The sequence below is a fragment of the Clostridium estertheticum genome, from assembly GCF_018861295.1.
Classification (GTDB): Bacteria; Bacillota; Clostridia; order Clostridiales; family Clostridiaceae; genus Clostridium_AD; species Clostridium_AD estertheticum_D.
The window spans coordinates 35,681-49,491 of record NZ_JAHLDM010000023.1; the positions used below are offsets into that span (position 1 = coordinate 35,681).

Genomic DNA, 13,811 nt, shown 5'->3' on the forward strand with positions numbered 1-13,811 from the left:
ATTCACTTGATAGTAAGGTTGATGTGATATTCTATTCACTATAAGAAAAGGAAGGTGGAACTTATATGAATATACTTGAAGTAAATAAACTATGTAAAACCTATGGTAGTGGAGAAACAAAAGTCGAGGCTCTAAAAAACGCATCATTTTCTGTTGCTAAAGGGGAATTTGTTGCAGTAGTCGGTGAGTCTGGCTCTGGCAAAAGTACACTACTCAATTCTATTGGGGCGCTTGACACACCTACGTTTGGCAATGTAATCATTGATGGAAAAGATATTTTCAAAATGAAAGAGGAAAAACTCACTGTTTTTCGCCGTAGAAATATAGGCTTCATTTTCCAGTCATATAATCTGATACCTGAACTAAACGTTGAACAGAATATTATGTTTCCTTTGCTTCTCGATTACCAAAAGCCGGACATGAAATATGTTAATGAAATATTGTTTGTTTTGGGATTACAGGAACGTAAAAAACATCTTCCACGGCAGCTCTCCGGAGGTCAACAGCAACGTGTGGCAATTGGGCGTGCGCTTATCACAAGACCTGCGCTTATACTGGCTGATGAGCCTACTGGAAATTTGGATAGCAAAAATAGTGATGATGTTATTTCTCTCTTGCATATGACAGCAGAAAAATACAAGCAAACCATTATTATGATTACGCACAATCCAAATATTGCATCAGTAGCAGATCGGGTACTTCAAGTTACAGATGGAATTGTGACTGATTTAGGAGTGTGCTCACGATGAACAGCTATTTAGATTTAGTCACAGAATATAATCGTGTACATAGTAAAAAAAACCGTGTTATTGTGGCATGTATTGCTATTGCAGTTTGCCTTGTAGTTGCAATCTTTGGTATGGCTGATATTGGTATTAAATTTGAAACTCAACAGTTAAAAAAAGACTATGGCAGTTATCATATTATGATTAAGGATGTTGCAAACAAAGATATTTCTACAATAGAAAACAGAGTAGATATTGCTTATGCTGGACGCTTGCAAGAGGTTGAAGCTACCAAATATAAAGGAAAACCCTTTCGGATAATGGGTGGAGATAAAGACGCAACTAAAGAATTGGGACTGTTTGTTTCGGAGGGTACATATCCTGCTTCTGCTAATGAAGCACTAATTGACCGTCAGGCGTTAGAACTTTTCCACTTGTCAATTGGTAGCACAATTAAAATGAATTTGAACAAAACAGGCAAAATGGACTATAAAATAGTTGGCGTATATAATGACTTTTCTAGCTTGAAATCAACTGATAGCCATGCTCTATTTTTATCTATCGATGGAACGAAAGCGATTGAGCCCACCACATCATACAAATATTATGTAACATTCAAAAATGGAGTGAATATTTCAAAAGCTACACATGAGATACAAAAAGAACTTGGAATTACTGACAAACAAATTTCCACAAACGCCTATTTGCTTACTGTTATGGGCCAAGGTGGAAGCAATATAGCAAGCAGTATGTACTTGACTGCTACTGTGCTTTTCGCTTTGGTCTTATTTGCAAGCTGCGTTATGATTACCAATAGCTTCAACATGAATGTATTGGAACGAGTTAAATTTTTTGGAATTATGCGCTGTTTAGGTGCTTCCAAAAGGCAAGTTAAAAAATATGTCATGCGAGAAGGGTTGCAACTTAGTTTAAAGGCTATCCCTATTGGTTTGGTTACAGGATCGTTAGTCATTGAGATTGTCATAATTTTACTGAGAACTTTGAATAAATCGCTATTTATAGATATGAGTATTTTCCAATTCAGTTTTATCGGTATTATTGCTGGCATTGTTGTGGGGCTTTTAACTGTAATTCTCGCATCCCTATCACCTGCAAAAAAAGCCTCTACCGTCTCTCCTTTATCGGCAGTAACAGGGAACGGTTCGCTGAAAGAAGATACTGTAGGTAAAAATCATGTGCGTGTCACCAGTATGCCAATCGACATTTCAATGGGTATCTATCATGCCCTCGCTAGTAAAAAATCGTTGTTTCTGATGGTCAGTTCCTTTACCATCAGCATTGTATTGTTTTTGGGATTTAGTGTTTTTATTGATTTTTCTCATAACGCTGTAAAACCTATGTTGCCATCATCAGCAGATATTTCAATATTGGGCACTTCAGTCAAATCATCCTCTGCTAAGCTGCAATTAGTTGAAAACAACTTGCTAGATAGAATAAAAAGTACAGCTGGAGTAAAGCAAGCTTATGGACGAAAACTAATAATGCTTCCAGCATCCTTATCCAATGGAAACAAAGGTGACGCCTATGTTATCTCCTATGAAGACTTACAATTTGGCTGGGCAAAGGATAGTCTTGTTGCTGGAAAGATAGATACTGAAGCTTTGAATACAGGAAAATCTGTGTTAGTAGATGTGAACAGTGGTCTTGCGGTTGGAGATAGTATTACATTTAATGCTCCAAATGGAAAAATATTAGCTACAGTAGGAGGTATTTTATCCTCAATTCCATTTGATGCTCGCAGCAAAATTGTGGGAAAAGTGATTGTTTCAGAGTCACTATTTACCCAAATGACAGGGATTAAAGATTACACAATAATTGATATTCAATTGAATAAGAATGCTCCTGAAAGTGTTACCAATGTGTTAAGAGAAAATCTCTCTGGTAAACTAACACTACACGATATGCGGCAAGGTAATTCGGAAGCGCAAAATACTTTCTACACTATGGCGATTTTTGTATATGGATTTACGGCTATCATTGCAATTATCACAATGTTTAATACCATCAACAGTATGAATATCAGTGTCACAAGCCGAACTAATTACTATGGTATGATGCGAGCAATCGGCACATCATCAAAGCAATTAAAACATATGGTGATTGCGGAAGCTACTACTTATGCGATTTGTGGTTGTTTTATTGGTAGCTCATTGGGGATTATGCTACACCGACTATTGTTTGAAAAGTTAGTTACAAGTTATTTCCATATTACTTGGCACATCCCAATTACTATGGTCGTATATATAGTCATGTCAATTTTAATTATAACAATAATATCGGTTATCGCTCCACTCAAAAAGATTAACAATCTTGATATTACAAGCATTATTAATGCACAATAAAATCTGAATTAGAAATATTTTAGTAGTATTATATATATTAATTCAAAATACCTTATTTGGAGAAAGCGGGTTAAGCGTAGAGGAATTATCTAAAATTTCAGAGACAGGTATGTCTAAGGTTAGAAGTTCATTAAAAGAGTTAGAAGAAAAGGAAATTCTTTATATTACAAAGGATGGAAGAAAAAAATTATATGATGTAAATTTAGATGCTATGAGTAAGTTAGATTTACAATATGAAAAACCAAATTAGGCGTGCTATTGAAAAAAGGCCACATTATGGATATTAATTCCATAATGTGGCCTATTTTTAGTGACTGTTAAATTTAATTAAAATTTAATTGAATTTTTACTACATATATTCTTGCACTACTTATACATTCTAAATCATCAAACATTTTATTTTTCACATATTTGTGAATATTTGTACAAACATTTAGACCAGGAACCCATAATTTTGTGAAGCGCTGGCATCAGAATTAGAGTTAGAATAATTCCCAATAAGGAGGCTAAAAGGATTGTACTCATGCCATAATGCAATATCTTATTAGCGGCATATAAGAACCAGATACTAGGCAGTATAAAAATAATTGATGTGACGACTCCTGGTACATAGTGCTTAAAACGGATGCATATCAACATATGGATAAAAACAAGATGTAAAGTTACCCCCAAGAAAGCACCATACCAGAGAAAATAATTTTGAAAAATTATAGAAAACAAGCTGATGAGTGAAAAAAATAAAAAGAGAATTTCTACTCCGATGGAAAAGGTTGGTGTTTGACAGTTATATACATAATTTAAGCCAAACGGCTGTATTTTTGGCCAAGCTATATTTATCGCTTTTCCATAGCGTTTGACCCATACCTCTGCCATAATGATTTCTTCGAAATCATGAAGCATAAAAATTATCGGTAACATCCATACAATAAAATTCATGGTATCCATAAAATTCCCCCCTCTTTTTAGTGACACAGTTGTGTCGATTAACAATATCTATTATAATATACTAAGAAGCAGAGTCAATAATTACGGCGCAAAAGCTACAAATCAGAAGATTTGTGACATAGGGGAGGAAATATTATGTCCGTCAAAAATAAAGGAAATTCGGTATCCAATCAGTCAAAACTGTGGATGGAGGATGCTCTATTAAAACTGATGCAGACAAAAAATTATCATGAAATTACGATACAGGAGATTACGGATAATGCGGGGCTTTCTAGACGGACTTTTTACCGAAACTACTTCTCGAAAGATGAAATTTTAGAAGGCTGTTTTTATAAAATCTGGTTAGAATATGAATTAATTATCAGGAAGCAAATAGACTTAACCTTGCCTAATATTGCCAGAATATTTTTTAGTGTGATGAAAAAGCATTTCGATTTTCTCTCACTCATTAACCGCCATCACTTGCTCCCTCTTTTTCTTTCAAAAGTTGATGAGCTTTTACCGCCAGCTTTTGATGAAGTAAAGGGTGAAAAGATGACTTTTCCCAAAGAAAATATTCAGTACGCTTTAACATTTAGCACTGGCGGATTTATGCGCATCCTTATCAGATGGCTGAACGACAGTACACAGAAATCGCCAGAAGAAATGGCAACAGTCGTGAAAGATTTTGTTTCAATTTTCAATTATTCGAATCCCGTAAAAAAGCAGATTAGTCATGAAACTCGCTTCAATGAGGAATGACCCATGACAATAAAAATTTGAAAAAAGTGCGTTTCCAATGTAAGAAAAGCCTCCTTATGTTTGCTACATGGTTTCCAAACAGCAATAAGCAACTTGATATGCATGATGACTTTGAATGCTATACAGAACGATTTTTAGATACTAAAAACAACAAATCACAAATTGATATTTATTTCCATATTGTGTAAGCATGACTATGATCATAATTTTTAGTTTTACTTAGGTCAGAATTTTCAGAAGTTGCGTCACAACTGTAATTAATGACAACTTAACTATATTAAGGCATTAGACTTATGAGCACTGAACCGTACCATAAGTAAATGATGTTTTTACTAAAATTGGATTTTAAAATGTAATGATAAAAGTTTGGATAACGCCTACAGGGTTGGCTATAGTAGAAGCCTTCCTTGTGGTGTTTTTTTTTATAATTAAACAAGAATATATAAATAAAAAAAGCAGTAGATAAACAATTGACAAATATATCATTTATTGATATATTATATTTAATGATATATCAATGAATGATATATCATTAAATGATATATATAATATGAAGGAGAATTTTATGCCAAGAAAGGATTCTATTGATATTGGGGAACTAACAGATTCTGCTTTTTATATTTTATCTAGTGTTATTGAGGAAAAGCACGGATACCTAATTATGAAAACTATTGAGAACCTTACTAATAATGAAGTTACTATTGGTCCTGCATCACTTTATACAACACTGAAAAAGCTTTTAGCAGCAGATTTGGTGGAGTTAACTTCTGACACAGATAAAAATAAAAAAGTATATAAAATAACAAATAAAGGACGAGAGATGCTCATAAAAGCGATTGAGCGTAAAAAACAGATGGTTAAATTTGCTCAAAATTTTTTAAATTAGAAAAGGGGGATATTCATGAAAAGTAAATATGTAATGATTAGTGGACTTGCCTTTAGTGAAGAAGGTGATATGGAAAAACTAAAAAATTATGCAAGTCAAGGTTGGATATTAGAAGACATAGTAGGGTGCTTTTTCTATAAACTAAGAAAAGATAAGCCTCAAAATATAGTATATAACTTAGATTACCAAACAGAGACAAATGAAGAATACTTCACTATATTTAAAGATGCAGGATGGAAACTTGTTGTTTCTATAGAAAATTGTATGCACATTTTTTCAGCACAAGCTGGAACTAAACCTATTTATAGTGATTGTGAATCAGAAATAGATAAATATACAAGTATAAAAAATCAAACCAAAAAAGGAACTCTATATTCTTTAATAATAGCTATAGCACTAATGGGGTTGCTAGTTGTTTCCTCAATTGTTATTAAACCTATATTTCTGATTATCCTTGGATTATTAATAATTGATATATTTATATTTGTCTTTAATTTTATGCCTTATTTAGCATATAATTCAAGAATTAAGCAAATAAAAAAATATGGTAAGTGTAATAGTAAAGTAATAGATAATAAAAGTTCATGGAAATTATATGCAATTGCAGGCGTTCTATGGTTAGCTATAGGAATATGGCATTTAATTGGGAAACAATATTTTTCAGCAGTATTTTTTATAATTTTTGGTGCTTTTTTTATTTTTTCAAGTTCATCCTACTTTAAGAAATATAAAAAGTCTTTATAAATTATATACAAATTAAAGAATATGAAGATAGTTGTGATAGATTTAAAAATTAAAACATTTAATGAACAAAGTGTTCCAATAGTATTAAATGATTCAATTTCCAACCTTCTAAATATTTTAAAATGATTTAAATGACCAATTCATGTGTAATGAATACTATTTTGAAATATATATTATATTAAAGAAAACTCTTACCTTAACAATATGGGTAAGAGTATTTTTATGTAGGAGGTAATAACTATGATAGAAATTAGTTATTTTAGAGTTGGAATAGAGAATGTATATATACCATTGAGAATTGTTATAACACAAAGAGATGATATAGAGAACGACATAATAATTGTCTAACAAAATAATTCCTAGTGATCATTCTATCATTTGATTAAGGTACTGGCGAAAAATATTTCCCCTAGCCGCAGTTATTTCTACTTTAAATCTTAATTCTATTATAAAAAATAGAACTAAAATCTTTACATCCACTCTTCAGGATGATTCATTGTCCGTTGTAATTCATCTAAAAACACCTTTATTTGATAGCCATCCACTGTAGCGTGGTTAACCGTAATAGATAAAGGCATTGTAGTCCTACCATTAGTTTCAACAAATCCGCCGGCTTCAAAAATCGGTGCATAATATTTTTTTGTATCTTGCAGATTCATGGATAAACTATTAAAGGTAAACCACGGAACACAAGATATGATATAGTTGTTAGAAGGGGGTGCACCCTTTGATGACATAATACCGTGATTGTTTCCATGTTGTTCCATGTCTTTAAGATAACATTTATAAAACATCTCAAAACCATCATCATATTCTGTCCAAAGAAATGTTATAGTTTTATCGTCTTCGTGAAATATTGGATAAAACGGGGTTAGAGCGTCCCAATATCCTAACACATCGTCTTGAAATGCCATACGAAATTCCTGTTGTTTTCCAATAGATCGAGTTATCAGATAAAGATATGCTGGAAAGAATTTAATTTCTTTACTTTTTAATGTATTCCTAAGAATTGTGACATCCATTGTTACATTAATGGAATAGGTAATTGGCTTGACCGTTTCTGTGAAATAATTATATGTTTGTGCTCTTGACCATTTCTGTACGTCAATAGCATGAAAACCTGTTTGCATATTCATTTATACCTCCATATTTTCAAACTTTTTAATTCCAATTGTTACTATTACTCCTGCAAAAATTAAGCAATAAAGAATGTAAATAGCTTTAGGAATCTCTGAGGAGTGATAAGCACCTAACTTCTTCATTCTAGCGGGACAAGCTTGATCTGCTTGGGCTACCATTTTACAATATTATTTCCTTAGTATCTCCATTATCAACATTAAGTGCGGTGCAGATACTTAGACATATATATTGCATAAGCTGTGGTGAAGTTAAGCTTTCTATAGCGATCTCTTTAGCAACCTGCTTTGAAATTTTAACATTTAGTTGTTTAAATCCTTTTATTGCTATTTTCTCTATTTCCTCTAATTCATTTATTTTCCATGATTTAATATCAATTAAACGTAATCTTCCAGCTAAATCAGCATTATTTCTAATGGGAGCATCTGATCTATGTGGCAAAGAAATTATAATTGCTCTAAAATCTCTTCTTATGGCATCTTTAAGATGACTTGCGATACTCTTTTGGGCTTCATTTGAGGCATAATGAAAGTCATCCAAAATTAAGACTTTATTATTACTAGCAAAATGTTTAATAACCATATCTTTAGTCAGTATAAAGGATTCGGTTTTGCTATGCTGCTCAGTATTGCCAATTTGTTTACTTTCAGTTGTTTTGCCCTCAAAAGGTAACCCGATTTTTTATGCTATTACACTATTAATAAATTATATCATATTTTAACATTTTTAATTTATTTAATATATTTTAGTATCTATTAATCTATTTTAATAGATATAAACGATTCTATAATGAATAGGTAAAATTTACTTGGTACACTGCATTTATTGCTTTAAACGGAGAACCATTATAAAGGATTCCAAGTGATCCATATAAACCGTCTTCTCAAAAGACATTATACATTAAATGTATAATTGATAAAAATGAACTTTAGTTCATTTTTTTATTGACTTCCATGTATCCTAATTATATAATTTAATTACAGTTTAAAAATGAACTTTGTTTCATTTTTATTTAAATATATTAATAAGGAGGATATTTTAAATGAAGGATAGTAAAAAAAAATTATTAGCTCTAATAGGGCTAGTTATGTCAGGGTTTATAGGATCATTAGATTCTACAATTGTAAATGTATCACTACCAGCAATACAACAAAGTTTTGCTGTAGAATTTCAGGGTGTAATGTGGATAAGTACAATATTCTTATTGTTTAATGCAAGCTTCCTTGTAACTTTAGCAAAATTAGGAGATATGTTTGGTAGGAAAAATTTATTTCTAATATCTTTATCTGTATTTACTATATCATCTGTCCTATGTGGAATTTCACCATCTTTATTAACACTTATCATTGCTAGAGCTGTTCAAGGTATAGCTTCTGCAGGATTAATGACTATAGCTATACCGATAGCTATAGGTATGTTTCCAAAAGAAAAAAGTGGAATGGTAGCTGGAGTATGGGGATCATCAATGGCACTTGCAATGGCTATTGGTCCGTCTCTTGGAGGTTTTATAACAGAAAAGTTCAATTGGAGGTATATTTTTTATATTAATATACCTTTAGCAATAATTTCCTATATATTGGTTACAATGTTTGTATCTAAAGATGAAATGTTGTCAAATAATAAAAAAGTAGATTTTGGTGGAATATTATTTCTTTCAATATCCTTATTCAGTCTGACTTATGCGCTATTAGAAGGGAACAATTATGGATTTAATTCTATGAAAATATTAACTCTATTTGCTACGACAATAGTATCAACAATAGTTCTACTAATTATTGAAAAAAGAAATAAGAATGCTCTATTTGATCTCTCCCTTTTTAAAATAAGAAGTTTTACAGTATCATCAGTTACTTTGGCTTTCGTTGGTGTTGTTTATGCTGTATGTGGCAGCTTAATAAATTTTTACTTAAAAGGTATATTAAATTATACTACTTTACAATCTGGTAATATAATAGCTTTTTTATCTATAGGGTTTTTAGTATCATCTATTATAGCTGGAATTTTATCTACTAAATTAAAATTTTCAACGCTATCGTTTATAGCCGTAATAATATGTATGGTTTCATTATACTTAATATCAACAATCAATCCCAATGTTAGTATAAATACATTAAGATTATACTTATTCCTAGGAGGGTTAGGAAATGGTATCGTCGGTGGTCAATTAGTCGCAGCTGCTTTAGCAGATATTCCTAAAGAAAAAAATGGTCAAGCATCTGGAGTTAATAGAATGATTGCTAATATAGGAAATCTACTATGTCTCTCAATATTATCAGCCATATTAATAAGCAATGAAAATTATTATTTCAATTCATCTAAAAATGAAATGATTAATTCAATAAAGCTTGAATCTAGATTAAATTCAAATGTAAAAAATGATATTATTGTTCAATTACAGAAAACAGATAAGAACAACTATAACAAACTACCAGAGAAAATAAATTCAGTGCTTAAAAATACAAGTAAATCTAAAGAAACAGCTTATATATTAAAGAGTATAATAAGTAAAGATACAAAATACACACGAGAGAATACATCTAAAGCGTTTACCGATACCTTCAGAATTTCTATTTTAGGATTAATTCCAGCCCTTATTTTAAGTCTATTTGTAAATCCTAAATGCTTATATAAAAAGAAAGAATAGTAATAAATACCTAAATATCTAATAAAATAATGATTCCTTCAAGTAATCATTACACATGCTAAAGTGAGCAGGCAGATTATTATGAGTTGACTTCTTTTAAAAAAAATTCTACAATAATACAGTAAAAGTATGGAGGTAAATGTTATTGAAGAACATACGTAAAATTCAAGTACGAACTATAGAAAACAAGGAAAAGCTTATTACATCAGCCGATGATCTATTTATGATTAAGGGTTTTTATAATACAACATCAAAAGAAATAGCAAAACATGCTGGAGTTTCAACCGGTGTATTTTATAATTATTTTGATAACAAAACGGATATATTTATAGAAATTTATAAAACCACTTGTTCATATTCATATAAATATTTAGAGAATTTAATAAGTGACTTATCTATAGAAAATGTAGATTACAAATCTTTTTTTATAAAATATATTCGTAATGGTATAAAAGCAGCTTGTAAAAACAGATATCTATATGATGATTTAGAATCATTAAAAAAAGAGTCCGGTGAGGTATACAACATTTATCATTATAATAATGATAAAATGATTTTACTTCTTCAAGATTTTATTAAAAATTTATATCAGGTAGATAAGAACATCAATTATAATATAAAATGTCAAATAATATTAAATACTCTTCAAAGTAATGCAAATACTATCGTTAAAATAAAAGATGATAAACAAAAGAATGAATACATAAACAATTTAATAGATATGTTATATAAATTTATATTTGATAATATGGATTGAGCAACATAATATAAATGCCCATATCTGCTGATATGGGCTTACTTAACTTCGTGCTATTCTCATATCTTATTGATTAGACTTGAGTAATAAACCATCCGTAATCTCTGCAATTCGGTTAACATTGTTTAGATAAACAAAGTGATTACCATCAAGAATTTCATATTTTGCATGTTCACCAATTCTCTCAAGATGTTTATGCTGATATTCTTGAGGTGTCATTTTAAGATGTTTATTTGGAGTTTCATAAGTTTTTTTGGAAATGATTTTGAAATATGGCACAGATTTAGGAAATGGAAACTCCATGGTTTCTTTTACAAACTCAGATGAATTTGCCATTTGCTCCAAAACTGTATCATTTATTGTAAAACCTCCAAATACAATTGCATCATTTATTTCTGTTTGAGTAAAGCCCTTTGAAATCAAATCTTTTTTATTTGTAATTAGGAGTGCTAAAATCGAGGTAATACCTATTGCCTGCTGGAATTTTGAAATTTTAAGTATATGTTTTACAATAGATGGCATTTTTTCATAATAAGCACTTGATGTGCCATCAAGAGAAATAACAGCTTCGACTTCTTGAGGATACTTTACAGCATAATATTCACTGTAAATACTTGAAATCGAGTGTGGCATTAAAAAATAAGGCGATTTAAAACCTGCTTTGCTAAGTGCAGTTCTTGTTTCTTCAACGTAATTTTCACAGGTACGTGGCTTTGAAGTTTCACTGCTAAAGCCTACACCAAAATACTCAACACAAACAACTGTATATTTTTCACTTAGTCTACGCATGAGTGGAGTAAAATCAAAAGACGGAAGTACAGTACCCATTCCAGGAAGTAATACAATTATTTTCTCACCATTACCCATTGAATAGACATGCATTTGCCCGTCGTCAACATCAATAAGCTGACCATAAGGTTTTATTCCCACCAATTTTCTTTTAAAATATGTAGCATGTAAAATCGAACCAATTAACATGCAAACCGCAACTACTGTAACTATAATTTTCAATATTATCATGTTTTTATTCCTTTTCGATTATTATGGCAGTACCATAAGCCAACACTTCACTCATATTCTGACCGATCTCGCTAGAATCAAATCTCATCATTACCACTGCATTAGCTCCCATTACTGTTGCATTTTTAACTAATCGGTCAAGAGCTTGTTTACGTGCATCTTCAAGCATTGCGGTATACTCATGAATTTCTCCACCCACTAAACTTCGTAACCCAGCCATGATGTTCCCACCTAATCCACGACTTCTTACAATTAATCCAAAAACCTGACCTTTTACTTCTAGTACCTTGTATCCAGTAATATTTTCAGTTGTAACAACTATCATTTAATCTACCTCCCTAAATAAAAATCTCTTAATATTATTTTGTTTCATATAATTTAAATGTATCCTTCATAAAATTAATTAAACTTTCCTTAAACATAGAAGATAAGGTAATTTAGGATTACTATATGTTTTTAAATCTTTTTCACTTTTCATAGCTTTACTGCTTTCACCTATACCCATTTTATCATATCTTACAGAGGCTATTCCATTTTGAGCAAGTTCATATGCAATCATTGTATAGGAATCAGTTAACAATCCTTGAGTATTATTACCATTCCTATTAGTTGGACCTGAACCTGCAATAATTAGAACCACAGGAACTTCGGTATAAATTTCTGGTAAAGTAACAGTTCCATAAATGGTCTCTATGCCTGCATTTAGTTGGATGTTCTCTTCCTTATATGTCACGTTGTGTACCTCCTTGATTAGAACATTTTATATTACATTGATTTAACGAAAGATAATATAAAAAGTTCATTATTTATAGTATCTTTCTTATTTTTTAGTAATTTAATAGATCTACGAAAATATTTGAGGGTAGTTGATATCTGAATTTGTCCACCTGGAACCAATAATATGCCTAAAAAATCAGCACCTTTTAATTGTTCAGTTGTAATTTTCGTACCTTGTTTACTTAGAATGATACTGCCATTTACAGAAAAATACCGCAAGCGATATTCTTCAACTGCACCAAATGTATCTAATGTTTCAAAATCATCAAATAACAAAACATTTACGTCCATAAAATACCTTCTCTTCTTATCTCTGCAAAAAATTACGAGTATAACATAAAATATATATTCAATATACTATTTGGACTGCAAATCGGATAAAAATATTTAATATAATTGAATTTGAAAAAAGTAAAAAGTCGTGAAAATAAAATTTTCACGACTTTTGTTTGATATATGTTTTTTATAATTTTACGGCAAACTATAGCATTTATTAAAAATTAATCATATTGTATATAGATATTAAAAAGAAAGGAATGATACAATTATGAACAAGTTCATAAAAAAAACAAACTTATTTTTAATTTTTGCTTTTGTACTTGTGACACTATTTAATTTCTCTCTTACAACTACAGCTAAAGCTGATACTACAAACAAGACAATTAAAGCTACTATAACAAAGGAACTAGTTAAAGCTAACAGTACGAATGCGAGCACAATAATAAATGATTTCCAAGGTGTGGCTAATTATATACATCAGTATAGTTATTTGCCTGATAACTATATAACAAAACGACAAGCCAATAAGCTTGGTTGGAGACCCGGAAGCGACCTTTGGAAATATGCAAAAGGAAAAAGTATAGGTGGAGACATATTTACTAATTCTGAGCAATGTTTACCAGATAAAAAAGGAAGAATTTGGCATGAATGTGATATAAACTATAATGGCGGTCATAGAGGTGCTGATAGATTGTTATTCTCAAACGATGGGTTAGTATATGGAACAACAGATCACTATCAAACTTTCACTTGCTACTATGGCGCAAATGGTAATTCATCTAGTAACTAAAAG

At 30.8% G+C, this 13,811-nt stretch carries 17 protein-coding genes; 9 read left to right on the forward strand and 8 right to left on the reverse strand.

Annotation, left to right across the window (positions count from 1 at the left end):
* Nucleotides 1-65: 65 nt before the first annotated feature.
* From KPL54_RS19015 to KPL54_RS19025, 3 genes are all read left to right on the forward strand, one after another.
* Nucleotides 66-749 (forward strand): ABC transporter ATP-binding protein, encoded by a 684-nt coding sequence (locus KPL54_RS19015; protein ID WP_216108074.1) that lies wholly within the window; start codon nt 66-68, stop codon nt 747-749.
* Nucleotides 746-3,088 carry an ABC transporter permease gene (locus KPL54_RS19020; RefSeq protein WP_216108075.1) on the forward strand — a complete coding sequence of 781 codons (2,343 nt, stop codon included), beginning with the start codon at nt 746-748 and terminating at the stop codon, nt 3,086-3,088. Before KPL54_RS19015 ends, KPL54_RS19020 begins: the two co-directional genes overlap by 4 nt.
* 109 nt (nt 3,089-3,197) lie before the next feature.
* Complete coding sequence (locus tag KPL54_RS19025) at nt 3,198-3,338, forward strand: hypothetical protein (RefSeq protein WP_216108076.1); 141 nt, start codon at nt 3,198-3,200, stop codon at nt 3,336-3,338.
* Between the two features lie 146 nt (nt 3,339-3,484).
* Here the strand turns inward: KPL54_RS19025 and KPL54_RS19030 are convergent, their stop codons facing one another.
* Entirely contained in the window at nt 3,485-4,033 is a 549-nt protein-coding gene (locus tag KPL54_RS19030; RefSeq protein WP_216108077.1) for an HXXEE domain-containing protein, read from the reverse strand.
* Between the two features lie 135 nt (nt 4,034-4,168).
* Between KPL54_RS19030 and KPL54_RS19035 the strand changes: the two genes are divergently transcribed.
* The 3 genes from KPL54_RS19035 to KPL54_RS19045 all read left to right on the forward strand — a co-directional run bounded on the left by KPL54_RS19035 (nt 4,169) and on the right by KPL54_RS19045 (nt 6,404).
* Nucleotides 4,169-4,774 carry a TetR/AcrR family transcriptional regulator gene (locus KPL54_RS19035; RefSeq protein WP_216108078.1) on the forward strand — a complete coding sequence of 202 codons (606 nt, stop codon included), beginning with the start codon at nt 4,169-4,171 and terminating at the stop codon, nt 4,772-4,774.
* A 565-nt stretch (nt 4,775-5,339) separates the two neighbouring features.
* Nucleotides 5,340-5,660 carry a PadR family transcriptional regulator gene (locus tag KPL54_RS19040; protein WP_193564926.1) on the forward strand — a complete coding sequence of 107 codons (321 nt, stop codon included), beginning with the start codon at nt 5,340-5,342 and terminating at the stop codon, nt 5,658-5,660.
* 15 nt (nt 5,661-5,675) lie between these two features.
* Nucleotides 5,676-6,404 (forward strand): DUF2812 domain-containing protein, encoded by a 729-nt coding sequence (locus tag KPL54_RS19045; protein WP_216108079.1) that lies wholly within the window; start codon nt 5,676-5,678, stop codon nt 6,402-6,404.
* A gap of 470 nt (nt 6,405-6,874) precedes the next feature.
* Here KPL54_RS19045 and KPL54_RS19050 read toward each other — a convergent pair whose 3' ends face one another.
* From KPL54_RS19050 to KPL54_RS19060, 3 genes are read right to left on the reverse strand one after another with little or no spacing between them, the layout of a single operon-like run.
* Entirely contained in the window at nt 6,875-7,540 is a 666-nt protein-coding gene (locus KPL54_RS19050; protein WP_309245401.1) for a CatA-like O-acetyltransferase, read from the reverse strand.
* Nucleotides 7,541-7,702, reverse strand: coding sequence for a hypothetical protein (locus KPL54_RS19055; RefSeq protein ID WP_216108080.1), 162 nt, complete (start codon nt 7,700-7,702; stop codon nt 7,541-7,543).
* Between the two features lies 1 nt (nt 7,703).
* The gene (locus KPL54_RS19060) at nt 7,704-8,123 is read right to left on the reverse strand and encodes a hypothetical protein (protein WP_216108082.1); all 420 of its coding nucleotides are present in this window, start codon (nt 8,121-8,123) and stop codon (nt 7,704-7,706) included.
* A 460-nt stretch (nt 8,124-8,583) separates the two neighbouring features.
* On the opposite strand from KPL54_RS19060, the gene KPL54_RS19065 reads away from it, so the two are divergent.
* Nucleotides 8,584-10,185: a DHA2 family efflux MFS transporter permease subunit gene (locus KPL54_RS19065; RefSeq protein ID WP_216108083.1), complete on the forward strand. Its 1,602-nt coding sequence runs from the start codon at nt 8,584-8,586 to the stop codon at nt 10,183-10,185.
* Nucleotides 10,186-10,330: 145 nt separating this feature from the next.
* Nucleotides 10,331-10,942 (forward strand): TetR/AcrR family transcriptional regulator, encoded by a 612-nt coding sequence (locus KPL54_RS19070; RefSeq protein WP_216108085.1) that lies wholly within the window; start codon nt 10,331-10,333, stop codon nt 10,940-10,942.
* Between the two features lie 66 nt (nt 10,943-11,008).
* Here KPL54_RS19070 and KPL54_RS19075 read toward each other — a convergent pair whose 3' ends face one another.
* The 4 genes from KPL54_RS19075 to KPL54_RS19090 all read right to left on the reverse strand — a co-directional run bounded on the left by KPL54_RS19075 (nt 11,009) and on the right by KPL54_RS19090 (nt 13,030).
* Nucleotides 11,009-11,962, reverse strand: coding sequence for an alpha/beta fold hydrolase (locus KPL54_RS19075; RefSeq protein ID WP_216108087.1), 954 nt, complete (start codon nt 11,960-11,962; stop codon nt 11,009-11,011).
* A gap of 4 nt (nt 11,963-11,966) precedes the next feature.
* A complete protein-coding gene (locus tag KPL54_RS19080) occupies nt 11,967-12,287 on the reverse strand; it encodes a heavy metal-binding domain-containing protein (RefSeq protein ID WP_171298799.1) in 321 nt (106 codons plus the stop codon).
* A 78-nt stretch (nt 12,288-12,365) separates the two neighbouring features.
* Nucleotides 12,366-12,695, reverse strand: a complete 330-nt coding sequence (locus KPL54_RS19085; RefSeq protein WP_216108088.1) for an alpha/beta hydrolase family protein — start codon at nt 12,693-12,695, stop codon at nt 12,366-12,368.
* 32 nt (nt 12,696-12,727) lie between these two features.
* Nucleotides 12,728-13,030, reverse strand: a complete 303-nt coding sequence (locus tag KPL54_RS19090; protein ID WP_216108090.1) for a hypothetical protein — start codon at nt 13,028-13,030, stop codon at nt 12,728-12,730.
* 256 nt (nt 13,031-13,286) lie between these two features.
* Between KPL54_RS19090 and KPL54_RS19095 the strand changes: the two genes are divergently transcribed.
* Nucleotides 13,287-13,808: a ribonuclease gene (locus KPL54_RS19095; RefSeq protein WP_216108092.1), complete on the forward strand. Its 522-nt coding sequence runs from the start codon at nt 13,287-13,289 to the stop codon at nt 13,806-13,808.
* Nucleotides 13,809-13,811 lie beyond the last annotated feature (3 nt).